Genomic DNA, 22,213 nt, shown 5'->3' on the forward strand with positions numbered 1-22,213 from the left:
GGGGCTGGACGCGTTGATGACGCACTCTCCTTGGCCGAAAGGAGTGGGAGGCGAGGGCAGGGCGGGGCGAAGTTATCGTGCCGGTGCGACATCTACACGCGTAGCGCTGCCGAAAAGTGAAAACCCGTACGGGAATGGGCCCGGGGCCCGGTCCTGGTGGGAGTCCCACCGGGGCCGGGCCCGCGGACGACTGGTCGTGACGCGCGCCTTACGGGGCGGTCTTGACCGTGATCTTGCCGTCGACGATGTCCTTCTTCGCCTTGTCCACCGCGGCGATCAGGTCGGTCATCGACTTGTACTTCGGGTTCGAGTCGGCGAGGCCGACACCGTCGGTGGCGAGGCCGTAGCGGACCTCACCGGTCTGCGGCTTGCCGTCCTTGACCGACTTGATCAGGTTGTAGACGGAGTCGGAGACGTCCTTGGTGACCGAGGTCAGGATCGAGTCCTTGTACGCGGCGAGACCGGCCTGGTTGTACTGGTCGGAGTCGACGCCGATGGACCACTTGCCGGCCTTGGAGGCGGCCTCGATCGCACCGGAGCCCGCGAGACCGGCGGCGGCGTAGATCACGTCGGCGCCCTTGTCGAGCTGGCCCTGGGCGGCGGCCTTGCCGAGGTCGGGCTTGGCGAAGCCGTCGAAGTTCGGCGGCTGGGTCAGGTACTGGGTGAGCACCTTCGCCTTGGGGTTGGTGTCCTTGACGCCCTGGACGTAGCCGGCCTCGAACTTCTTGATCAGCGGGACCTCGACGCCGCCGATGAAGCCGACCGTGCCGGACTTGGACGCCTTGGCGGCGGCGACGCCGGCCAGGTAGGAGCCCTGCTCCTCGTTGAAGACGAGGTTGGCGATGTTCTTGCCGGTCACCGAGGTGTCGTCGATGATGCCGAAGGTCGTGTCCGGGAACTGCGCGGCGACCTTCTTGATGGCCGGGGCGTAGGCGAAGCCGACGCCGATGACCGGGTTGTTGCCGGCGCGGGCCAGCGAGGTGAGGCGCTGCACCTTGTCGGCGTCACCCTCGCCGGACGACGGCTCGGCCTCGGCGCCCTTGACGCCCAGGTCGTCCTCGGCCTTCTTCAGGCCCGCGTAGGCGGCGTCGTTGAAGGACTGGTCGCCGCGACCACCGATGTCGTACGCGATGGCGGCCTTGGTCGCCTTCGAGTCGGAACCGGAGCCCGAGTCGTTCGAAGACTTGCCACAGGCGGTGGCGGAGAGCGCGAGCGCCGCGGAGGCGATGCCCACGGTGGTGATCCTGGTGATCCGGCGCAAGAGGAGGGTCCCTTCAAGACTGACCGAAAGCGCCTCTTCCGGCGCTGGCTTTGCGGCGATCGTAACGCGCGTAGATGTCAGTTAAAGACCCGTTCATGAGTCGTTACCGTATCGACGCGAACCCACGGGTCACAGTACCCGTACACACTTCGCGATCAAGGCGCAACCCCGTGTCATCAGCCGAGATGACGGCGCCGCCCCCGCGCGGGCGCGGGGGCGGCGGCGGTGCGGCGGGGGTCAGCCCTCGGCGCCGTCGGCGTCGATGAGGGCGGCCGCGGTGAAGAGCTCCACGGCGGTCTGGATGGACCGCTCGTCCACGTCGAAGTCACCCGCGTGGAGGTCGCGGACGCGCGGGTCGCCGGGGGTGCGGACGCCGAGCCGGGCCATCGCGCCGGGCACGTGCTCCAGGTACCAGGAGAAGTCCTCGCCGCCCAGGCTCTGCTCGGTGTCCTCGACCGCGTCGGCGCCGCGGCGGGCGGTCATGGCGTCCCGGAGCAGCTCCACGACCGCCGCGTCGTTGACCACCGGGGGGACGCCGCGGACGTAGTTCACGGTGGACTTGGCGCGGTGCAGCGCGGCGACCTCGTCGACGGCGGCGTGCACCAGGTCGGGCGCGTCGCGCCAGGCGGGCAGGTCGAGGCAGCGGACGGTGCCGGAGAGCTCGGCGTGCTGCGGGATGACGTTGGGCGCGTGGCCGGCCTCGATGCGGCCCCAGGTGAGGGAGAGGCCGGAGCGGGCGTCGACCCGGCGGGCCAGCACGGCCGGCACGTCGGTGGCGATCCGGGCGGCGGCGGTCACCAGGTCGGTGGTGAGGTGCGGGCGGGCGGTGTGCCCGCCGGGGCCGTCGAGGGTGACCTCCAGCCGGTCGCAGGCGGAGGTGATGGGGCCGACGCGCAGCCCGATCTTCCCGGCGTCGACCTTGGGGTCGCAGTGGACGGCGATGATGCGGCCGACGCCGTCGAGGACGCCGGCCGCGACCGCGTCGGCCGCGCCGCCGGGCAGGACCTCCTCGGCGGGCTGGAAGAGCAGCCGCACCGGGCGCGGCAGCCGGCCCTCGCGCTCCAGCTCGGCGAGGACCAGGCCGGCGCCGAGGACGGTGGTGGTGTGCACGTCGTGGCCGCAGGCGTGCGCGCGGTGGGGCACGGTGGAGCGGTACGGGACGGTCTTGACGTCCGGGATGGGCAGGGCGTCGAGGTCGGCGCGGACGGCGAGCATGGGCCGCCCGCCGTCCCAGGTGCCGATGTCACAGATGAGTCCCGTGCCGCCCGGGAGTACGCGCGGCGCGAGGCCGGCCGCCTCCAGGCGGGCCTTGAGCGCGGCGGTGGTGCGGAACTCCTGGTTGCCCAGCTCGGGGTGCATGTGCAGGTCCCTGCGGAAGGCGATCAGTTCGCCGCGCAGGGAGGAGGACAGCGTTCCGGGCAGGGTGACGGAGCCTGGCTCACGGGACTTCAACTGGTTCACCCTTTGAAGCGTAGGCCCAACCGGTGATCAACTGCCCGTTGATCACGAAAAGTTCAGCCCGTTAGGGGAAAGAATCTCGGTTTGCCGTGCATGGGCCACGTTCCGTGTGGGTAAGCTCACCCGATTTCGCGCCGGACGGTCGTATACGAAACGGGTCCTCCCTCCGTGCGGCGGGGCGCCGCCCCGCCCCGGTCAGCCGAACTCGAGCCGGTCCGCCCCGGACGCCGTGCCGACGACGCCCGCGAGGAAGCCCTGGGCCCGCGGCGAGGCGGTGGCCTTCAGCCACTCGGGCGCGATCTCGCAGACCACGACCTTCACCCCGGTGCCCGCCAGGGCGAGCGGCAGGGTGTGCACGACGGTGGACGGGAAGCTGACGACGGTGGCGCCCACCGGTCCGCGCCGGGCGATCAGCTCCAGCGGCAGCTCCGGCCGGACCACCTGGAGGCCGGTCTCGACCGCGATGTGGTGCAGCTTCTCCGGGGTCTCGCGGCGGTGGGCGAAGTAGCGGGTGGCGCCGTGGGTGCGGGCGAGCCGGCCGACGACCCGCAGGTAGTGCTCCGCGTCCACCACGCCGGTCTCGACGAGCGAGGTGCCGACCAGGTCGGCGCCGCCGGTCAGCGCGGGCGGTCCGAAGCGGGCCCGGGTCCACGCGTAGGCGTTCTCGGTGACCTCGGTGCCGGGCGGGGCCTGGACGGGCAGCGAGGTGAAGATCTCGACGGTCCGGTGGGGTCCCGGGGCGAGCCGGCGCCGGGCCAGCGAGGTGACCGGGGCGAGCAGCAGCTCGCGCGGCCCGAGGTCGCCCTTGCGGTGCCAGCGGACCAGCCGCTCCCCGCCCGCGAGCTGGGCGGCGAACTCCATGGTCGCGGTGCCGTCGTCGACGACCGTGACGTGGCGGGGCCCGAAGAGGGTGAGCAGCAGCTGGACGTAGCGGGAGAACGGGTCGCCGACGATCACGCGCTCGGCGGCGCGCAGCGGCCCGCCCAGCTCCCGCAGGGTGCGCACCAGGGCGCCGCGCCCGGCCCGCGCCTCCTGCCAGTGGACCGTGAACCCCTCGTCGCGGGCCAGCTGGGCCATCCGGCGCAGCTGGCCGCGCGACATGGGGTCGTTCGGCGAGAGGACGACGATGCCGAGGTCGTCGGGGGCGGGGGCGGGGCCGGGCGCCGGGGCGGGGACCGCCGCGGCGCCCGGCCCGGGGGCGGCGGCCGGGACGGGGCCCCGGCCGCGCGCGTGCGCCCACTCCAGGACGTTCAGGAGCTGGACGGGGCTCTCGACGAACGCCAGGCGGCCGGTCATGCGGAGACGGGCTCCATGACGCGGCGGAGCTTCTTCATCGGGCCGAGCTCCGACTCGTACACCTTCTTCACGCCGTCGCCGAGGGCGGTCTCGATGGTGCGGATGTCGCGGACCAGGCGCTCCAGGCCCTGCGGCTCGACGGAGGCCGCCTGGTCCGAGCCCCACATGGCGCGGTCGAGGGTGATGTGGCGCTCGACGAAGGTGGCGCCGAGGGCGACCGCCGCGAGGGTGGTCTGGAGGCCGGTCTCGTGGCCGGAGTAGCCGATCGGGACGTTCGGGTACTCCTCCTGGAGCGTCTGGATGACGCGCAGGTTCAGCTCCTCGGCCTTGGCCGGGTAGGTGGAGGTGGCGTGGCAGAGCAGGATGTTCGCGCTGCCCAGGACCTCGACCGCGTGGCGGATCTGCGCCGGGGTCGACATGCCGGTGGAGAGGATGACGGTGCGGCCGGTGGCGCGCAGCTCGCGCAGCAGCTCGTCGTCGGTGAGGGAGGCGGAGGCGACCTTGTGGGCCGGGACGTCGAACTTCTCCAGGAAGGCGACGGCCTCGGTGTCCCACGGGGAGGCGAACCAGTCGATGCCGCGCTTCTTGCAGTGCTCGTCGATCTGGCGGTACTCGTCCTCGCCGAACTCGACGCGGTGGCGGTAGTCGATGTACGTCATCCGGCCCCAGGGGGTGTCGCGCTCGATGTCCCACTGGTCGCGCGGGGTGCAGATCTCCGGGGTGCGCTTCTGGAACTTCACGGCGTCGCAGCCGGCCTCGGCGGCCACGTCGATCAGCTTGAAGGCGTTCTCGAGGTCGCCGTTGTGGTTGATGCCGATCTCGCCGCAGATGTAGACGGGCCGACCGGGACCGGCGGTCTTCGGGCCGAGGGTGCGCAGACGGGTGCTCATGGTGGTGCTTCCTTCGGTTCAGTTCGGGAGAGGGGTGGGGGTGTTCAGCTCGGGTCCGAGGAGCCAGGCCGCGATCTCGCGGATCGCTCCGAAGCCGCCCGGGGTGACGGTGACCGCCCGGGCGGCGGCCCGTACGGAGTCGTGGGCGCTGGCCACCGCGACGGGCCAGCCGACGAGGTGGAAGCAGGGCAGGTCGTTGACGTCGTTGCCGGCGTAGAGGACGCGCGCGGGGTCGATGGACTCGGCCTCGCACCACTCCTTGAGCGCCAGGTCCTTGCGGTCGATCCCGTGCAGGACGGGGATCTTCAGCTTGCGGGCGCGGGCGGCGACGACGGGGTTCTGCTCGGTGGAGAGGATGAGGACGGGCAGTCCGGCGCGGCGCAGGGCCGCGATGCCGAGGCCGTCGCCGCGGTGGGCGGAGACGAACTCCCGGCCCTCCGCGTCGAGGTGGACCCGGTCGTCGGTCTGGGTGCCGTCGAAGTCGAGGACGACCGCGTCGACGTCGGCGAAGGACGGGGTGGCGGGCTCGTCGAGGAGCGGCGCGAGGGCCTTGGCGCGGGCCAGGTCGTGCGGGTCGTCGATCTCCAGGACGCGGGCCGGGTCGGTGACGACGACGGCGGTGCGGCCGAAGAAGCGGTGGCCGTGGGCGCGGAACCCGGCCGCGTCCATCGCGTAGACGGAGCCGGTCTCCAGGTACTCGGGCTCGCGGTCCTGGCGGCGCGGGCGGTGCGCCTTGTCGTGGTTGACGCCGGTGGCGCCGTCGGCCGTGTCCTTCCACAGGAAGCCGTGCGAGGGGGCGGCGGTGAAGGCGGTGTCGGCCTCCCCGCCGGCGATCCGGGCGACGGCCTCGGCGACCTCGGCGGAGGTGAGGAAGGGGCTGGTGCACTGGACGAGGAGGACCACGTCGGCGGTGCGGCCGGCGGTTGCCTCGAAGGCGTCCAGGGCGTGCAGGACGGCGGACTCGCTGGTGGCGGTGTCGCCGGCGAGGGCGGCGGGCCGCCGGACGGCCTCGGCGCCGAAGGAGCGGGCGGCGGCGGCGATGGCGTGGTCGTCGGTGGAGACGACGACGTCGGTGACGCCGGCCGCGCCGAGGCAGGCCCGGACGGCCCGGCCGACCAGCGGGATCCCGGCGACCGGGGCGAGGTTCTTGGCGGGGACGCCCTTGGAGCCGCCCCGCGCGGGGATGACGGCGAGCACGGTGGGGTTCGGCTTCGGGGTGGGCATCACAGTTCTCCCAGGCGTCGGACGACGGGGGCCACGCGCTGGACGCCGTGGCGGTAGGCGCCGCGCGCCGCCTCGCGGACGATCCGGCGCAGCCCGCTGTCGCGGACCGGCGGCGCGGTGACGTCCAGGCGGTGGCGGGCGAGGATCCCCGGCAGGTAGCCGGGGGCCGTCTCCGCGGTGTAGTAGGGGCTGATCGGGGGGAGGGCGGGCAGCGCGAGGAGCCGCGCGACGCGCTCGCGGGCGGCGTCGAAGGCGGAGTCGTAACCGCCGTCGGCTCCGACGCCCTGCCGGGCCAGCCACTCCTCGTCGGGCCCGGGCACCTCGCCGCGGTCGAGCCGGTCGAAGGAGGTGAGGAGGCCGGAGCCGATGAAGTGGTGGTTGCCGTTCACCTCGCGGACCCCGCAGTCGGTGAGGACCGCGGTGGGGATCCGGCGGTGCAGGGCCTCCAGGGCGGCCGTGGAGGAGACGGTGACCAGCAGGTCGGTGCGGTCCAGGACCTCGCCCATGTGTCCGTACACGAGACGGAAGTTGGCGGGCGGGTCCAGGTCGCGCACCAGCTTCTGGTACGGGTGCTCCTCCAGGTGCGTGGTGTGCTCGCCCGGCTTGGAGCGGAGCTTGAGGAGGACCTCGCGCCCGGGGTGCAGCCGGGCGTGCCGGACGAGCCGCTCCAGGACGTACGCCCGCTCGGCCCGGGTGACCGGGACGGACGGCTGGGCGGCGAACACCAGGGTGTCGCGGCCCTCCTCGGGGCGGTACGGGGCGCCGCCGAGGAACGGCAGGGCGGCCTCGACGACCGATCCGGCGCCCGCGCCGACCCCTTCGTACACGGCGCGGAACCGGTCGGCGTCGTGACGGGAGTTGGCGAGGACGACGTCGGCGCCGTGGCGCAGCAGCAGCCCGTCGGCCAGCTTCTCGTAGACCACGCCGACGTAGCCCGTGACGACCACCGGCCGCCGGTCGAGACCGAGGTCGGCCAGGCCCTGGAGGACGGCCCGGACGGTGCCGCCGACCAGCGCGAGGACGACGACGTCGTACCGCTCGCCGCGCGCCTCGGCATCCCGCACCTCGCGCAGGAACTCCGCGCCGGTCACCTCGCGCGGGGCGGCCGTGGAGGCCCCCGTCTCGGCGAGCTGGCGGGCGGTGGGCGTGGCCCGGCCGCGCAGGACGAAACCGGTGGGTTCGGCGTCCGCCGCGGTGATGCGGCGCGCGGTGAGCGCACCCCATTTCCACCGGGTGTCGGAATCGGCGAGTACGGCGACCCGTATCGCTTCACTGGAACTTGCTGGCACGTCGAGGACGCTAGAAGGGCATTCCGGTCTACGGCCCAACTGAACGGCAACAAACGGTGAACAGCATCTCTCCGCGATCTGAAGCGCCCCGGGATTCAGCCGTTGGACCGCCCGAAATCCCCTTGGGTAAAGGCGGTTAAGAAGCCCGCCGCTTCGTGTTCACCGAAAATCCCCCGGCCGGTCGGCGAAGCGGCCGGGGCGGCGCCTAGCGTCGGCCGCGTGGTCAAGCTCTCCGTCGTCGTGCCGTTCTTCAACGTGCAGACATACGCCCCCGACACGCTCGCCAGTCTGCGCGCCAACGCCCGCGACGACGTCGAGTTCCTCCTCGTCGACGACTGCTCGTCCGACGACACCCCGGACATCCTCGAACGGGCCGCCCGCGAACTGCCCGGCGCCGTCCTCATCCGGCACGAGCGGAACGAGGGCCTGGCGACCGCCCGCAACACCGGCCTCGACGCCGCCCGCGGCGAGTGGATCACCTTCCTCGACGGGGACGACTGGCTCTCCCCCGGCTACTACGGGCGCCTGGTCGCCGCCGCCGAAGGGCTCGGCTGCGACTTCCTGCGCACCGACCACACCTCGGTCACCGGCCGCGCCCGCTCGGTCCGCCGGGTGCCCGTGCCGCGCCGCGCCGAGGTCCTCGACCCGCGCGGGGCGATCCTCCCCGCCCACCGCACCACCTCCGTCGACTACCCCTTCGCGTGGGCCGGGATCTACCACCGCCGGCTCCTCGACCGGGGCCTGCTGCACTTCCCGCACGGGCTGCGCACCGCCGAGGACCGGCCGTGGATATGGCGGCTGCACCGCGAGGCGGAATCCTTCGCCGCCATCGGCGAACTCGGCGTCTTCTACCGGCGCGGAGTGGCGACCTCGCTCACCCAGATCGGCGACGTCCGGCAATTGGATTTCATCCGCGCTTTCGACCAGGTGGTCGAGGAGACGGCCCGGGACGAGGACGCGGACCGTTTTCTCCCGAAGGCCGTCCGCACCTATTGCGCGGTGATCGCCCACCACGTCGGCTCGATCGAGAAGTTCGAGCCGGAGGTGGCCCGGCAGCTGAAGGCGATGAGCGCGGGCGCGCTGCGCCGCATGCCGCAGGACGTCCTCGACGAGGCGCTGACCGCGATGGGCGGCGAGCGCGCCGCGGTCCTGCGCAAGCTGCGCCGCCGGCGCCCCGCGCCGCCGCCGCCGGCCCCGCCGGGCGGCCGCGGTCCCGCCGCCGGCCCGACCCCCTCGGAGGTGGCCGCGTGAGCACGGCCCGTACGACCCAGATCTTCGCCGCGTCCACCCTGTACGGCGCTGTCACCCTGGCCGCCGCCATAGACAGCGGCTGCTTCGACAGCGCCGCCCGCCGGATCCTCCTCGTCACGAACAACGCGCCGATCCCGGAGACCACCCCGGCCTTCGACTCCTCCGAGGGCTTCGGCCGGATCCGCGACCGCTTCGACGAGGTGCTGTCCTGGAACGAGACCATCTCGCCGCTCCACCCCGGCGGCTGGACCCCGCGCGGCCAGGACGTGCCGATGCTCCAGCGCCACCTCCACAAGCTGTGGGGGCTCGGCGACGACCGGATCGAGCTCGTCCTGGAGTCCATCCAGGTCACCCCGGCCCTCGCCCTCGCCACCCTGCTCCCGGAGGCGGCGATCACCGTCTACGCGGACGGCCTGATGAGCTACGGCCCGACCCGCAACAAGATCGACCCGCTGATCGGCGGCCGGGCCGCCCGCCTCCTCCACCTCGACCTGGTGCCCGGCCTGCGGCCGCTGCTGCTCGGCGAGTTCGGCGCGGAGCCGGAGACGGTGCCGGCGGAGGCCTTCACCAAGGCCGTCGGGGAACTGGCGGGCACCGGCGCGCCCGCCGCCGCCGGCGAGGGCCCCGCGCTGCTCCTCGGCCAGTACCTGGCCGCGCTCCACCTGATGACGGCCGCCGAGGAGGAGGAGCTGCACCTGGACATGGTGCGCGGCGCGGTCGCCCGCGGCCACCGGCGGCTCGTCTTCAAGCCGCACCCCACCGCCCCCGACTCCTGGACGCGCTCGCTGGGCGAGGAGGCGGCCCGGCTGGGCGCCGAACTGACCGTGGAGACCCGCCCGGTGCTCGCCGAGGTGCTCTACCGCGAGCTGCGGCCCGTCCTGGTCGTCGGCTGCTTCTCGACGGCGCTGATGACCGCCCGCGCCTTCTACGGCCTGCCGGTGGCCCGGGTCGGCACCCGGGAGCTGCTCCAGCGGCTGACCCCGTTCCAGAACAGCAACCGGATCCCGCTGACGGTCGTCGACGCGGTCGTCCCGCCGCTGGTGCCGGGCCCGGAGGACGAGGAGCCGGTGACGGACGCCGCCCGCCTCGACGACCTGGTCGCCGCCGTCGGCTTCGCGATGCAGCCGAACATACGGGCCGACCTGCGGGCGGCGGCGGTGCGCCACCTTTCCGGGCCGTACGCCGAGCGCACCCGGCACCACTTCACCCGCCGCCGGCTCACCGTCCTCGACCTCCCGGGCGGCCTGCCGGTCCCCCGGCACCCGAAGGTCCGCCGGCTGGCGCGGCGGGCCCTGCGGCTGCGCAGGGCCCTGAAGAAGTAGCCCGCGGGAGGGCCCGGGACCCGTGCGGGGTCCCGGGCCCCCGCGGTCACCGCCGGCTGATCGGCTCCTGGATCTCGGTCACCCACCCGGCCGGGTCCTCCGGGCACTCCAGGTACAGCTCGCGGGCGAAGCCGGCCGACGCGTACCCGTTGGTGTCGATCCAGGCGGCGAGCGTCTGCGAGGTCGTCAGGACGTCGTCCATCGAACCCCGGTGGACGACGGTCGCCGCCTCCTCGAACCCGGGCAGCACGTGTACCCGCACGCCCTCCGCCCGGGTGCCCTCGGGCACGCTCATGCCGGCGTGCACGACGACCGACCCGTCGCCCTTCCCGGCGTCCTCGTAGTACGCGATCCCGGGCCCGAACCCGGTGACCCCGGCGGCCTCCAGCCGGCCGCACAGCTCCTCGTACAGCGGCCCGATGACGGGCGTGATGGCCTCCGGCTCGAAGCCGCCGGCCTCCGCGCTCAGCTCCGCGATCCGGACCGCGGGGATCTTCTTGACGACGACGTCCTGCGTGGACATGCGTCCCTCGCTCTCGATGGCTCGGAGCCTCGCGCCGACCTGGGCGAGCCGGGCCCGCGCCGCTTCCAGGGCCGCCTCCAGCTCGGCCTGCCGCAGCCGCAGCATCCCCCGCAGCTCCTCCGCGCCGATCTCGTCCCCGAGGATGGCCCCCACCTGTTCCAGGGTGAAGCCGAGGTCCTTGAGCGCGATGACGCGGTTGAGCCGCGCGAGCTGGTCCGCCGAGTAGAAGCGGTACCCGCTGTACGGGTCGACGTGGGCCGGGCGCAGCAGCCCGATGCTGTCGTAGTGACGCAGCATCCGGACCGACACCCGCCCGTGCCGGGCGAAGTCTCCGATGGCGAACATGACGACTCCTACGGGATGCCCTGACACGGTGTGAGGGTCAACTGCGTCCCGAAAGCGTAAGCCGTGGCGAAGTCTCCGATGTTGAAGGCTCCCAGCCCCCAAGGGGGCCGGGATTCCTGGCCCGGGTCGCCTCCTGGAGCCACGCTCCAGGAGGTCTCGTATCCTCGGCGCCAGCCGGGTCCGGACCTGCCCGGACGAGCATCACGCGGGCCGAGTTCTTGTCCCTCGGGGACATCGTTCCGCACGCGTTGCACGTGTAGGTGCGTTCCGACAGCGGCAGGGCGTGCTCGGCTCTCGCTCCGCACCGCGCGCAGTCCAGGGTGGTGTGGGCCGGGTCCACGAGACGGACATCCCGCCCGTGCTTGCGGCCCATTTCGATCAGTGCGTTCTTGGTCGCGCCGATCGCCGCGTCGGCGGCCTCACGCTTCTTCTTGTACGCGGGCAGTCCCGCCCGCCGCCGAACGGGCAGACGATCCTCGATGTCCTTCAGCGCCTTCGTGCGGGCCCTGCCGAAGTCGCGGATAAGTCGTTGCTGCGGCATCGATCCCACTCCCCGAGCAGCGCGGCCGGTGCCGTGGACGACACACGAAGCCGGTACGAGTACCGGGCGTACGCCGTGCCACCGGCTGCTGCGGAGGAGATCGCCATGATGCGACGGTATGACCGCCTTCGGCCGTTCCTTCGAGCATCCAAAGGCTTCACACGAACGAGCGACCGGACGCCGTCAGGTCAGGCGGCGCTGCTCAGGGAGAGTTTCACGGCGAAGCCGAGGAAGAGGGCGCCGGCGGCGGAGGTGGCGCCGGCGGAGAGGCGCTTGCGGCGGCGGAAGGCGGCGGAGAGGCGGGTGCCGCTGAAGATCAGGGTGGTGAGGTAGAGGAAGCTGCCGAGCTGGAGCAGGGTGCCGAGGACCAGGAAGGAGAGCGCCGGGTAGGCGTAGGAGGGGTCCACGAACTGCACGAAGAAGGAGATCAGGAAGAGGATCGCCTTCGGGTTGAAGAGGCTGATGACGAGGGCCCGGCGGTAGGGGTGCTCGGTGGAGCCGCTCGCGGCCGCGGTGTCGGGCGCGTCCCCGGCGGGCTCGCGGCGGGAGCGCCACATGGCGAGGGCGGCGCGGAGCATGCCGTACGCCATCCAGGCCAGGTAGCCGGCGCCCGCGTACTTGACGATCGTGAAGAGCAGCGGCGTGGTCTGGAGCAGGGAGGCCGCGCCGAGGGCGGCCAGGGTCATCAGGATCGTGTCGCCGGTGAAGACGCCGGCCGCGGCCTTGTAGCCGGTCCTGGTGCCCTTGCGGGCGGCCACGGAGAGCACGTAGAGCGAGTTCGGCCCCGGGAGGAGGATGATGAGGACGAGCCCGGCGAGATAGGTCGGCAGATCGGTGACACCCAGCATGGGCGGAGTGTCGCACACGGGTGCGACACTCCGCTGTGAGCTGCGTCTACGTGAGATCAGAAGACGTCGCTGGGGACGTAGGTGCCCCAGACCTCGCGCAGGGCGTCGCAGACCTCGCCGACGGTGGCGCGGGCCTTGAGGGCGTCCTTCATCGGGTAGAGGACGTTGTCCGTGCCCTCCGCGGCCTTCTTGAGGGCGGCGAGGGCGGCGTCGACGGCCGGCTGGTCGCGCTCGGCGCGCAGCTTGGCGAGGCGGTCGGCCTGCTGGGCCTCGATCGCCGGGTCGACGCGCAGCGGCTCGTAGGGCTCCTCGACGTCGATCGTGTACCGGTTGACGCCGACGACGACCCGCTCGCCGGAGTCCGTCTCCTGCGCGATGCGGTAGGCGGAGCGCTCGATCTCGCTCTTCTGGAAGCCGCGCTCGATGGCGTTGACCGCGCCGCCCATCTCCTCCACCTTGGCCATCAGCTCCAGGGCGGCGGCCTCGACGTCGTCGGTCATCTTCTCGACGACGTACGAGCCGGCGAAGGGGTCGACCGTGGCCGTCACGTCCGTCTCGTACGCCAGGACCTGCTGGGTGCGCAGGGCGAGGCGGGCGGACTTGTCCGTCGGCAGGGCGATGGCCTCGTCGAAGGAGTTGGTGTGCAGCGACTGGGTGCCGCCGAGCACGGCCGCGAGGCCCTGGACGGCGACGCGGACGAGGTTGACCTCCGGCTGCTGGGCCGTCAGCTGCACGCCCGCGGTCTGGGTGTGGAAGCGGAGCATCAGCGACTTGGGGTTCTTCGCGCCGAACTCCTCCTTCATCACCCGCGCCCAGATCCGGCGGGCGGCGCGGAACTTCGCGACCTCCTCCAGGATCGTCGTGCGGGCCACGAAGAAGAAGGAGAGCCGGGGGGCGAAGTCGTCGACGTCCATGCCGGCGGCGACGGCGGTGCGGACGTACTCGATGCCGTCGGCCAGCGTGAAGGCGATCTCCTGCGCGGGCGAGGCGCCGGCCTCGGCCATGTGGTAGCCGGAGATCGAGATCGTGTTCCACTTCGGGATCTCGGCGCGGCAGTACTTGAAGATGTCCGCGATCAGCCGCAGCGAGGGCTTGGGCGGGAAGATGTACGTGCCGCGGGCGATGTACTCCTTGAGCACGTCGTTCTGGATGGTGCCCGTCAGCTTGTCCGCCGGGACGCCCTGCTCCTCGCCGACGAGCTGGTACATCAGCAGCAGCAGCGAGGCGGGGGCGTTGATCGTCATCGACGTCGACACCTTGTCCAGGGGGATGCCGTCGAACAGCACGCGCATGTCGTCGATCGAGTCGATCGCCACGCCGACCTTGCCGACCTCGCCCGACGCGATCGCCGCGTCCGAGTCGTGGCCCATCTGGGTGGGCAGGTCGAAGGCGACCGACAGGCCCATCGTGCCGTTGTCGATGAGCTGCTTGTAGCGGGCGTTCGACTCCACGGCGGTGCCGAAACCGGCGTACTGCCGCATGGTCCACGGCCGTCCCGTGTACATCGACGGGTACACGCCGCGGGTGAAGGGGTACGCGCCCGGCTCCCCCAGCTTCTCCGCCGGATCCCAGCCGTCCAGGGCATCCGCGCCGTACACCGGCTCGATGGGCAGTCCCGACTCCGACTCGCGCGCCATTGCTTGTGCCTCCCGATTGACCTGCTGCCGCTCTTCGGCGGTACCGACCCTCGCGACGGACTGTAGCCGTGGGCGTGCGGCCCGGTGGAGGCCAGCACGCTGGGACCTTCCTCACAGCATGGCGGCTCGTCGGCGGGGGTGCGCAACCGAGGGCGGGCGGGAAGCATCCCTATGGGCACAGTTCGTTCCTCGGGGGGCCACCATGAAGCGTTCCGTCATCAGCAGAGCCGTTCTCGCGACCGTCGCCGTCGCGCTCGCCGCCACGGGTTGTACGGCCCAGGCCGCGGGGACCGGGGGCGGGAAGCCGTCGGCTCCGTCCGCTCCGTCCGCGTCGTCCGCGCCGACGGCCACCGCGTCCGCGCGTCCGTCCGCGTCCGCGTCCGGTGCGGCGACGCCGGACGGGAAGCCGTCGTCGCCCGCGCCCGCCGCGAAGGCGCTCATGAAGGACGGCGACGAGAACGAGCAGGTGCGGGAGCTCCAGGCGCGGCTGCGGCAGCTGGACCACTTCGACCGGGCGCCGACCGGGTTCTACGGCTCGATCACGGCGAAGGCGGTCTCGGCCTTCCAGAAGAAGCGGGGGCTGCCCGCGACGGGTTCGGTGGACGGGACGACCTGGCAGCGGCTGCTCGGCACGACGAAGAAGCCGACGGCGAACGAGCTGAAGCCGTCCACCACCAACGAGCTGGACACGCCGGACGCGCGCTGCATGAAGGGCCGGGTGCTCTGCATCAGCAAGGAGAGCCGGACCCTCGCCTGGATGATCGACGGCCGGGTGGTGTCGTCGATGGACGTGCGCTTCGGCTCGGAGAACACGCCGACCCGCGAGGGCACCTTCGCGGTGGGCTGGAAGGCCCGGGACTGGACGTCGACGATCTACCACACGCCGATGCCGTACGCGATGTTCTTCAGCGGCGGCCAGGCCGTGCACTACTCGGCGGACTTCGCGGCGCGCGGCTACAACGGGGCCTCGCACGGCTGCGTGAACGTCCGGGACCGGGCGAAGATCTCGGCCCTCTTCGACCAGGTGAAGGTCGGCGACAAGGTCGTCGTCCACTGGTAGCGGACGGGGAGGGGAGAAGGGGCGCGGGTGGGACCGGGGGAACGTGCCCCACCCGCGCCGGGTGCGCGGAGCCGTAGGTACGGGGGGAACCCCGGCTCTCTGCGCGGGCCGATGACCAGTCGGCTCACTCCGTACTGCGCCGGCGGGCCCGAAAGTGTCACACCCCCGTGCGCGGGGCTCCCGTCGGGCAGGGCTCCGGGGCCCGCGCGGCCGCCGCGGCGGGCGTCTCCCGCCGGGTCTCCCGCCGCGCGTCCGGCTCCGGCTGCGCCGTCGCCCGGGCCTGCGTCTTCGTCCTGGGCCGGTCCTTCGGGTCGGGCCGGTCCGTGCCGTCGTCCCTGGCGCGCTTGCGGCCGGAGTCGGCGGGGGTGGGGGCGGTGGCGTGGCCGGCGTCCCGGCCGTTGTCCCGGTTCCCGTCGCTCCCCCCGCTCCCGTCCTTCTCCTCGTCGCCCTTGTCCCCGCCCTTGTCGCCGTTCTTGTCCCCGTCCCCGCCCTTGTCCCTGCCCTCTCCGGCCGCGGGCGTTCCGTCCTCGGCCGTTCCGGTCGCGAGGAGCCGGTCGCAGTAGACGCGCAGGGTCTCCCCGGTGCGCAGGGCCCCGGCGAGCTGCCGGCGGCCGGCCGCGTCGAGGCGGCCGGCGCGGTACGCGCGGCAGGCCTGGGCCCTGCCTCCGCCGGCGGCGTCGTTCCGGCTCCCCGTGGTCGGGGCGGCCGTGCCCCGGCCGGGGGTTTCGGAGGGGGTGGCGCCGGGCCGGGCCGTGGGGGTGGTGCCGGGGGCGGGCGTGCCGGCCTCGTGGCCGGGGCCGGCGCTCCGGGAGGGGTCCGGGTGGCGTTCGATCCCGGTGGAGGGCGTGCCCGGTCCGGGCGGGGTGGCGGTCTCGGCGGCGGTGACCGTGCGGGAGGGTTCCCGGTCGACCAGCGGGAGGACCCCGGTCCCCGCGGCGACGGCGACCCCGCCGACGGTGACGGCGGCGAGCGCGGCCGCCAGCCCGTAGCGCAGGGAGCGCCCCCACGGCCGGCCGGCGGCGGGGACGGGGGCGAGCCGCACCCGTCCGAGGTCGGCGGAGGCGACGGGTGCGGCGGCGGCCGTGCCGGCCCGGGCGGCGGTGGCCCGGGCGGCGGTGGCGGTGCGGAAGGCGGCGAGGGCGGCCTCCTCCCCGGCGAGCGGGACGCCGGGGGCGGGGGCGGCGGCGCGGGCCGCGTCGAGGGCGGCGGCGAGGGCCGCGGCCCGGGCGCGGGCCGCGGGGTCGGCGGGGTCGGCGGGGTCGACCGGCTCGCCCCGGAGCAGCCGCTCCGCGGTTTCCGGGTCGAGCCACTGGTACCGCTCGTCGGCCATCACATGTCCTTCTGCGTACGCGGACGCCAATGCGTCACACCGCCGGGGGCTGTGAACCCCGGGTTCCGGCCGCGCTGGGGGGGCATTCCGTCGAGTCCCCGCACGCCGTCGGCGGGCTCCTCGCCCGGCTCGGGACCGGTCGTGCCGTCGACGCCGAGGAGTTCGGCGAGCTTCTTCAGGCCGCGGTGGGCGGCGGTGCGGACGGCGCCGGGGCGCTTGCCGAGGGCCTCGGCGGCCGACTTGGCGTCGAGGCCGACGACGACGCGCAGGACGACGGCCTCGGCCTGGTCCTGCGGGAGGCGGGCGATGAGGCGGAGGGTGTCGCCGGTGGTCAGCGCCTCCATGGCCTCGCGCGCGGTGTCGGAGTCGGCGGGCTTGTCGGTCAGCTCGGTCTCGTCGCCGCCGGAGGCGGGCCGGCGGCCGCGCATCCGGAGGTGGTCGAGGGCGCGGTTGCGGGCGATCCGGGCCGCCCAGCCGCGGAAGCGGTCCGCGTCGCCGCTGAAGCGGTCGAGGTCACGGGCGATCTGGAGCCAGGACTCCGAGGTGACGTCCTCGGCGTCGGCCTCTCCGACCAGTGTGCGCATGTAGCCCAGCAGACGGGGGTGCACGGCGCGGTACACAGTACGGAAGGCGTCCTCGTCCCCGTCCTGCGCAGCGAGCACCGCGGCCGTCAGCTCCGCGTCGTCCCCCAGCACTCCCCAAACCCTGTCCGTCGGTCGCGTTCCGCGTGCGCGTCAGCGTGTCGGTCGCGGAGTCGGGGCTGGTCATCGCCGCCGAGTCCGCCTCGCGCTCCAGCACGCTACGTCGAATCCGGGCGCCGCGTCCACGCGGGTACCCGCACCTTGTACAAGCTGCAACCTTCCTGCCGGAGGCGGGTGGGTGTGACAGAAACCGCACCACCGGCGCTGTAGGGAGTACGGAGCCGTGCTGCGGCTCCGTAGATGACGACCGGGGCCTCTCCTGTGGGGGGTGGCGGCCCCGGTCGTCCGTCGTTTCTCCCCTCCCGCGGACAAGTACGCGAAGGGTCACACCGGGGACCGCGCGTGCCGCTTCCGCCGGTACGAGACCGCCGGCCCGAAGATCCACGACTACGGCCGGAGCACTAACCACGTGGTAAGTGGGCACTTGAAGGTAAGTACTTGATCGGACCTTCGCGATCGGCGAGCCTGAAATCACCGCCGCCTGAGGAGATCCTTCAACGCCCCTCGGCGGCGGCCGTATGCCATCGAGAGTCAGGAGGAGGGACGCGTGGTCTCGCGCCGCGCCGCCCTTCCCGAACACGCGCTAGGAGCTGCAATGGCGGGCAACGATCGCTCTCCGGTCACGGTCATCGGCCTGGGCCTGATGGGACAGGCGCTGGCCTCCGCATTTCTGAAGGCCGGACACCCGACCACCGTCTGGAACCGCTCGCCGGAGAAGGCCGACGAACTCGTCCGGCAGGGAGCCGTGCTCGCCGCCGACCCGCGGGCCGCTGTCACCGCGAGCGAACTGATCGTCGTGTGCGTGTCGACCTACGACGTCATGCACGACGTCCTCGACCCGCTGGACGGGGCCCTCGAGGGCCGGGTCCTCGCCAACCTCACCTCCGGTTCCTCGGAGCAGGCCCGCGAGACCTTCGACTGGGCGGCCGCCCGGGGTGCCGAGTACCTCGACGGTGCGATCATGGCCATTCCCGCGACCATCGGCTCGGCCGAGTCCGTCCTCTTCTACAGCGGCTCCAAGGGTGCTTTCGAGAAGCACGAGTCCACGCTGAGGCTGCTGGGCGGCCGCACCACTCACGTCGGCGAGGAGCCGGGCCTCGCGGTCCTCTACGACGTCGCGCTGCTCGGCGTCATGTGGGGCACCCTGAACAGCTTCATCCACGGTGCGGCGCTCCTCAAGAGCGCGAACATCGACGCGCAGACCTTCCTGCCGTGGGCGACCTCCTGGATCGACGCCGTCAAGCTCTTCGCCACCGACTACGCCGGCCAGATCGACGCCGGCGACGGGAAGTACCCGGCGAACGACGCCAAGATCGAGACCCACTTCGCCTCGATCGAGCACCTCCTGCACGAGAGCCGGACGCAGGGCGTGGACACCGAGATCCCCACCTTCGTCCACGACCTGGCGAAGAAGGCCATCTCCAAGGGCTTCGCCGAGAACAGCTACGCGGCCATGATCGAGCTGCTCCAGGCCCCCAAGAAGTCGTAACCGAGAAAGCCGGAGAATCCGGAGAAGCCGGAGAACCCCAAGAGACCGAAGAGGCTCGCACAGGCCTCGGAAGACGAAGATCCCGTCCGATCGTTCCTCGATCGGGCGGGATCTTCGCGTGGGAAGAGACCTCGCGCGGGGAGAGAACGACGGTGGCCTCCCCGACCGGCCGGGGTCGGGGAGGCCACCGTCGGCCCGGGATCAGAGGAAGTCCGTCTCCGGGTCCAGACCGAGCAGGACCCGGCCCTGCACCTCCAGGTTGGCGTTGAGCTGCACCAGCGCGTGCAGCGAGAAGCCCTGGATGTCCCGCTGGAAGCGCTGCAGGTCGACACCGCGCTGGATGACCGAGCCGCCGCACGCCCTGAACAGCAGCTCGACGGCTTCCCTGCACAGCTCCACCGCGTAGGCCGTCTGGCCGCGTATCACGGCCTTCTCGCTGTCGGTGGGCTGCTCGCCGGCGTCGGCGCGCTTCTGCAGCACCTCGATCCAGCGGGTGGAGAGCGCCTCGGCCGCGTCGATCTTGTTGGCCGCGGTGGCCACCTGGAGCTGGGTGAGCGGGTACTCGCTCTGCTCGGTCCAGTTGGTGTACGTGATCCCCCGGCCCGGAAGCCGCTCGACGAACAGGTCGTACGCACCGCGCGCGATGCCGATGAAGACGGACGCCACGTCGGCGAGGATGTACCCGAGGAGCCCGTAGTTGCGGCCCGTCGCACCGGAGTTGGCGCGGTGCGAGGTGGTGCCGATCATGGCCTCCTCGTAGGAGACCACGTGATGGGCGGGGACGAAGACGTCCTTGGCGACCGTGGTCGCGCTGCCGGTGCCGGCGCCCGCCGAGACGTCCCAGTCGTCGACGATGGTCATCTTGTCCATCGGGACCATGGCGATGACCTCTTCGGAGGGGCCGTCCGGGCCCTGCACCATCCCCGCCGCCAGGTTCCAGTGGGCGCCGCGGCAACCGGAGTTGAACTTCCAGGTCCCGTTGAGGAGGTAGCCGCCGTCGACGGGCACGAGGGTCCCGCTGGGCGCGAAGACGATCGAGACCCGCACCGAACCGCCGGCGAAGATCTCCTCCTGGGCCGTGTCGGGGTAGAGGCTCGACGCCCAGGCGCTGGTCACCCACACCATCGTCAGCCAGCCGGTGGAGGGGCAGCCCCGGGCGATCTCGGCGATCACCTTGCTCTGCTCGGCCACGCCGAGTTCCAGTCCACCGAACCGGCGGGGCACCGCCATGCGGAAGACCCCGGCCTTCTCCAGGAGTTCGATGTTCTCCTCGGGGATCCAGCGCCGGTCTTCGGCTTCGCGGCCATTCTTGCGGAGTGTGGGAACGATGCTCTGCACGGCATCGAGCAGGAACTTCAGCTCGTCATGCGTGGACACTCTGGCTCCTTGGTGTTTCCGAATTCGGTGACCATGAAGGAGACCGGGAAAGAGCAGACTCCGCTCATGGTGTCGGCACCACGCTACGGAGGGCACGTAAGCAGGCGGCCATATGCCGGTAACCACGAACACCCGCACACTTGCCGATTACCGGCCGATTACCGGCGGATGGGCGGGCGATGGGCGGAGTCGGCATGGGAGCGGGGCCATTCCGGCAGCATGAGGCAGATGACGAACTCATGGCCTGATCTTGTGAACGAAGCAACCGATTTCAGCACGTCCGTTCTGGACAAGTGCACCGACCAGGACTGGTCCCGCAAAGCCGGAGAGCTGGAGTGGAGCTGTTACGACACGATCTCCCATCTCTCCCAGGCCGTCTTCGGATACTCGGCGCTGCTCATCGCGCGACCGGTCGACCGCTACATCGGCGTCCGGTTCTCCGTCGACCCGGGGACGCCGCCCGAGCTGGCGGTGGAGGGCATCCGGGTCGCCGGCACGCTCCTGGAGTCCACCCTGCTGAGGACCGCTCCCGACGTGCGCGCGTACCACTCGTGGGGAACGGGCGACGGCGCCGCTTACGGGGCCATGGCGGTGCTCGAACTGCTCGTGCACAGCCGTGACATCGCGCAGACCTTCGGGGTCGAGCAGCCGCTGCCCGACCACCTCTGCGGGCCGACCGTGGAGCGGCTGTTCCCGGAGGCGCCGTCGGGCTTCAGCCCGTCCGAGACGCTGCTGTGGTGCACCGGCCGGACCGCGCTTCCGGGCCTGGAGCGCCAGACGCAGTGGCGCTGGTACGGCGACGTCCGCTGAGTGCGGACGGTCCCGGCGCACGCGGGACCCGGCCACGGCGCGCCCGCTGTGGCCGGGTCCCGTCCCCGCACCGCCGGTGCTCGGTCAGGCGAGCTGCTTGACGGCGCGCAGACCGGACTCGATCGCCCCGTCCATGTAGCCGCTCCAGCCGTTGGCTATGTCGCTGCTCGCGAACGCGATCTTCCCGTTGGGCTGCAGGATCTGCGGGTACAGCGTCGTGAGCTGCTTCCGCTTCCGGAAGGACCAGCCACCCCGCGAGTAGGGGTCGTTGCCGTAGTCGTGCGCCGTGACGGAGATGATGTCGAGGTCGACGCCGAGCTGCTTGACGGCCGCCTTGACCTGGGCGACGTTGCGGACGTCGAGGTTCGGGTCGGCGCTGAAGCCCACGTAGAGCTGGCCCTCGGCGGTGGCCGGGCCGGCCTGCATCCAGGGTATGGAGGCGCCGCCCTCGGCGCCCTGGGCGAAGACCCGTCCCTGCCCGCTGCGCGCGTGGATCCAGAGCTTCTTCGCGCTGGCCACGCCGATGCCCTGGGTGGTGGCGGCGCAGTGGGCCGCGGGCAGCGAGGGGCTGAACCTGATGGTCTGCCAGACGTTCGCGGGCACGGCGACGATCACGGCCGGCGCGCTGTACTGGACGCCCGCCTTCGTGGTGACGTATCGCAGCGCACCGCCGTCGGCGACGGAGGCGACGGGCGAGTTCAGGATCAGCCGGGCGTTGACCGAGTCCTTGAGCATGGCGTTGAGCAGGCCGAGCGTGCCCCCCTTCATGGTCCAGCGGAGGGTGTTGTTCCAGCCGGTCTCGGTGCCGCCGGCCAGCTGCCAGCGGTGGGCCAGCGTCGTGAGGCCGCCCTGGGTGCTGCTTCCGCCGGAGAGCAGCGCCGTCTCGCCGTTGACGAGCATCTCGTCGGCCGGCGAGTAGGCGAGCTCCGTCAGGCGGTCGCGCAGCGACTTGGCGTCGACGCTCTGCAGCAGGTCGAGACGGTAGAGGGGGTCCATGGGCCGCTCGAAGTACTGCGCCGAACCCTCGAAGAGACGGACGCGCAGCTCGGCGGCGTGCGCGAACCCCGTCGCGACGTCGTGCTCCAGGGGGCCCGCGGGGGTCGGCAGGATGAGGCGCTCGATCGCCCCCTCCTCCTGGAGCTGGATCCCGTACCGCTGCAGCTCGGCGCCGACGTGCGGCATCGTGGCCGGGTCGACCCAGGTACCGCCCATCTCGACCAGCTGCCCGCCGACCGTGGCGGTCCAGGTCTGGCCGCCTATGCGGTGGCGGGCTTCGAGGATCAGCACCCTCTTGCCCTGCTTGCTCAGCTCGCGCGCCGCGGTGACGCCCGCGAATCCGGCGCCTATGACGATGACGTCGTACGCGCCCGCCGCCGCCGCCGGCGCGCCGGACGAGAGCGAGACGCCCAGCGCCGAGGCGCCGACGGCCGCGGCTCCGGCCACCTTGAGGACGGTACGCCGGGACGTCACGCGTGCGGTGTCCGGTGCCGTGCCCTTGTGGGCGGCGGCGAATCGTTCGCGTCTGATCTTCATGATGTACGGATTCCCCCATCGGAACCAG

At 72.4% G+C, this 22,213-nt stretch carries 18 protein-coding genes and 1 pseudogene; 5 read left to right on the forward strand and 14 right to left on the reverse strand.

Annotation, left to right across the window (positions count from 1 at the left end; translation table 11 throughout):
• Nucleotides 1-208: 208 nt before the first annotated feature.
• The 6 genes from ACFW6A_RS17545 to ACFW6A_RS17570 all read right to left on the reverse strand — a co-directional run bounded on the left by ACFW6A_RS17545 (nucleotide 209) and on the right by ACFW6A_RS17570 (nucleotide 7,418).
• Nucleotides 209-1,261: a BMP family ABC transporter substrate-binding protein gene (locus ACFW6A_RS17545; RefSeq protein ID WP_351850535.1), complete on the reverse strand. Its 1,053-nt coding sequence runs from the start codon at nucleotides 1,259-1,261 to the stop codon at nucleotides 209-211.
• 237 nt (nucleotides 1,262-1,498) lie between these two features.
• Nucleotides 1,499-2,722, reverse strand: coding sequence for an amidohydrolase (locus tag ACFW6A_RS17550; protein WP_351850533.1), 1,224 nt, complete (start codon nucleotides 2,720-2,722; stop codon nucleotides 1,499-1,501).
• 192 nt (nucleotides 2,723-2,914) lie between these two features.
• A complete protein-coding gene (locus ACFW6A_RS17555; protein ID WP_386641326.1) occupies nucleotides 2,915-4,015 on the reverse strand; it encodes a hypothetical protein in 1,101 nt (366 codons plus the stop codon).
• Nucleotides 4,012-4,905 (reverse strand): N-acetylneuraminate synthase family protein, encoded by an 894-nt coding sequence (locus tag ACFW6A_RS17560; RefSeq protein WP_351850531.1) that lies wholly within the window; start codon nucleotides 4,903-4,905, stop codon nucleotides 4,012-4,014. The genes ACFW6A_RS17555 and ACFW6A_RS17560 overlap by 4 nt, the downstream gene beginning before the upstream one ends.
• A gap of 18 nt (nucleotides 4,906-4,923) precedes the next feature.
• Nucleotides 4,924-6,129: a cytidylyltransferase domain-containing protein gene (locus ACFW6A_RS17565; protein ID WP_386641329.1), complete on the reverse strand. Its 1,206-nt coding sequence runs from the start codon at nucleotides 6,127-6,129 to the stop codon at nucleotides 4,924-4,926.
• Nucleotides 6,129-7,418: a DUF6716 putative glycosyltransferase gene (locus ACFW6A_RS17570; protein WP_351850528.1), complete on the reverse strand. Its 1,290-nt coding sequence runs from the start codon at nucleotides 7,416-7,418 to the stop codon at nucleotides 6,129-6,131. Before ACFW6A_RS17570 ends, ACFW6A_RS17565 begins: the two co-directional genes overlap by 1 nt.
• Nucleotides 7,419-7,637: 219 nt before the next feature.
• On the opposite strand from ACFW6A_RS17570, the gene ACFW6A_RS17575 reads away from it, so the two are divergent.
• Nucleotides 7,638-8,669 (forward strand): glycosyltransferase family 2 protein, encoded by a 1,032-nt coding sequence (locus ACFW6A_RS17575; protein WP_351850526.1) that lies wholly within the window; start codon nucleotides 7,638-7,640, stop codon nucleotides 8,667-8,669.
• A complete protein-coding gene (locus ACFW6A_RS17580) occupies nucleotides 8,666-9,991 on the forward strand; it encodes a polysialyltransferase family glycosyltransferase (RefSeq protein ID WP_351850524.1) in 1,326 nt (441 codons plus the stop codon). The genes ACFW6A_RS17575 and ACFW6A_RS17580 overlap by 4 nt, the downstream gene beginning before the upstream one ends.
• A gap of 46 nt (nucleotides 9,992-10,037) precedes the next feature.
• Here ACFW6A_RS17580 and ACFW6A_RS17585 read toward each other — a convergent pair whose 3' ends face one another.
• The 4 genes and pseudogenes from ACFW6A_RS17585 to ACFW6A_RS17600 all read right to left on the reverse strand — a co-directional run bounded on the left by ACFW6A_RS17585 (nucleotide 10,038) and on the right by ACFW6A_RS17600 (nucleotide 13,885).
• Nucleotides 10,038-10,859 (reverse strand): MerR family transcriptional regulator, encoded by an 822-nt coding sequence (locus tag ACFW6A_RS17585; RefSeq protein WP_351855751.1) that lies wholly within the window; start codon nucleotides 10,857-10,859, stop codon nucleotides 10,038-10,040.
• A gap of 37 nt (nucleotides 10,860-10,896) precedes the next feature.
• Nucleotides 10,897-11,283: pseudogene (locus ACFW6A_RS17590) on the reverse strand (zinc ribbon domain-containing protein); the annotation flags it as partial.
• Nucleotides 11,284-11,588: 305 nt separating this feature from the next.
• Entirely contained in the window at nucleotides 11,589-12,248 is a 660-nt protein-coding gene (leuE, locus tag ACFW6A_RS17595; protein ID WP_351855749.1) for a leucine efflux protein LeuE, read from the reverse strand.
• A gap of 56 nt (nucleotides 12,249-12,304) precedes the next feature.
• Nucleotides 12,305-13,885, reverse strand: a complete 1,581-nt coding sequence (locus ACFW6A_RS17600) for a methylmalonyl-CoA mutase family protein (RefSeq protein WP_351855746.1) — start codon at nucleotides 13,883-13,885, stop codon at nucleotides 12,305-12,307.
• A 202-nt stretch (nucleotides 13,886-14,087) separates the two neighbouring features.
• On the opposite strand from ACFW6A_RS17600, the gene ACFW6A_RS17605 reads away from it, so the two are divergent.
• The gene (locus tag ACFW6A_RS17605; RefSeq protein WP_386641334.1) at nucleotides 14,088-14,945 is read left to right on the forward strand and encodes a L,D-transpeptidase family protein; all 858 of its coding nucleotides are present in this window, start codon (nucleotides 14,088-14,090) and stop codon (nucleotides 14,943-14,945) included.
• A gap of 157 nt (nucleotides 14,946-15,102) precedes the next feature.
• On the opposite strand, the gene ACFW6A_RS17610 is transcribed toward ACFW6A_RS17605, so the two are convergent.
• Together ACFW6A_RS17610 and ACFW6A_RS17615 are read right to left on the reverse strand one after the other, a co-directional pair.
• A complete protein-coding gene (locus ACFW6A_RS17610) occupies nucleotides 15,103-16,275 on the reverse strand; it encodes a hypothetical protein (RefSeq protein ID WP_386641337.1) in 1,173 nt (390 codons plus the stop codon).
• Complete coding sequence (locus ACFW6A_RS17615; protein WP_351855737.1) at nucleotides 16,275-16,970, reverse strand: RNA polymerase sigma factor; 696 nt, start codon at nucleotides 16,968-16,970, stop codon at nucleotides 16,275-16,277. Before ACFW6A_RS17615 ends, ACFW6A_RS17610 begins: the two co-directional genes overlap by 1 nt.
• 601 nt (nucleotides 16,971-17,571) lie before the next feature.
• Here ACFW6A_RS17615 and ACFW6A_RS17620 point away from each other — a divergent pair.
• A complete protein-coding gene (locus tag ACFW6A_RS17620; protein WP_351855736.1) occupies nucleotides 17,572-18,465 on the forward strand; it encodes an NAD(P)-binding domain-containing protein in 894 nt (297 codons plus the stop codon).
• 201 nt (nucleotides 18,466-18,666) lie between these two features.
• Here ACFW6A_RS17620 and ACFW6A_RS17625 read toward each other — a convergent pair whose 3' ends face one another.
• Nucleotides 18,667-19,842 carry an acyl-CoA dehydrogenase family protein gene (locus ACFW6A_RS17625; RefSeq protein WP_386641340.1) on the reverse strand — a complete coding sequence of 392 codons (1,176 nt, stop codon included), beginning with the start codon at nucleotides 19,840-19,842 and terminating at the stop codon, nucleotides 18,667-18,669.
• Between the two features lie 252 nt (nucleotides 19,843-20,094).
• Between ACFW6A_RS17625 and ACFW6A_RS17630 the strand changes: the two genes are divergently transcribed.
• Nucleotides 20,095-20,652 (forward strand): hypothetical protein, encoded by a 558-nt coding sequence (locus ACFW6A_RS17630; RefSeq protein ID WP_351855730.1) that lies wholly within the window; start codon nucleotides 20,095-20,097, stop codon nucleotides 20,650-20,652.
• Between the two features lie 84 nt (nucleotides 20,653-20,736).
• Here the strand turns inward: ACFW6A_RS17630 and ACFW6A_RS17635 are convergent, their stop codons facing one another.
• A complete protein-coding gene (locus tag ACFW6A_RS17635) occupies nucleotides 20,737-22,185 on the reverse strand; it encodes a flavin monoamine oxidase family protein (protein ID WP_386641343.1) in 1,449 nt (482 codons plus the stop codon).
• Nucleotides 22,186-22,213 lie beyond the last annotated feature (28 nt).

The sequence above is a fragment of the Streptomyces sp. NPDC058758 genome (genome assembly GCF_042746075.1).
Taxonomy (GTDB): domain Bacteria; phylum Actinomycetota; class Actinomycetes; order Streptomycetales; family Streptomycetaceae; genus Streptomyces.

Bases quoted from the DNA above. Each gene is read 5' to 3' on its own strand.
- ACFW6A_RS17555 (WP_386641326.1), bottom strand. From the start codon at position 4,015: ATGACCGGCCGCCTGGCGTTCGTCGAGAGCCCCGTCCAGCTCCTGAAC.
- ACFW6A_RS17605 (WP_386641334.1), top strand. From the start codon at position 14,088: ATGAAGCGTTCCGTCATCAGCAGAGCCGTTCTCGCGACCGTCGCCGTC.
- ACFW6A_RS17620 (WP_351855736.1), top strand. From the start codon at position 17,572: ATGGCGGGCAACGATCGCTCTCCGGTCACGGTCATCGGCCTGGGCCTG.
- ACFW6A_RS17585 (WP_351855751.1), bottom strand. From the start codon at position 10,859: ATGTTCGCCATCGGAGACTTCGCCCGGCACGGGCGGGTGTCGGTCCGG.
- leuE (WP_351855749.1), bottom strand. From the start codon at position 12,248: ATGCTGGGTGTCACCGATCTGCCGACCTATCTCGCCGGGCTCGTCCTC.
- ACFW6A_RS17635 (WP_386641343.1), bottom strand. From the start codon at position 22,185: ATGAAGATCAGACGCGAACGATTCGCCGCCGCCCACAAGGGCACGGCA.
- ACFW6A_RS17600 (WP_351855746.1), bottom strand. From the start codon at position 13,885: ATGGCGCGCGAGTCGGAGTCGGGACTGCCCATCGAGCCGGTGTACGGC.
- ACFW6A_RS17610 (WP_386641337.1), bottom strand. From the start codon at position 16,275: ATGGCCGACGAGCGGTACCAGTGGCTCGACCCGGAAACCGCGGAGCGG.
- ACFW6A_RS17565 (WP_386641329.1), bottom strand. From the start codon at position 6,129: ATGCCCACCCCGAAGCCGAACCCCACCGTGCTCGCCGTCATCCCCGCG.
- ACFW6A_RS17560 (WP_351850531.1), bottom strand. From the start codon at position 4,905: ATGAGCACCCGTCTGCGCACCCTCGGCCCGAAGACCGCCGGTCCCGGT.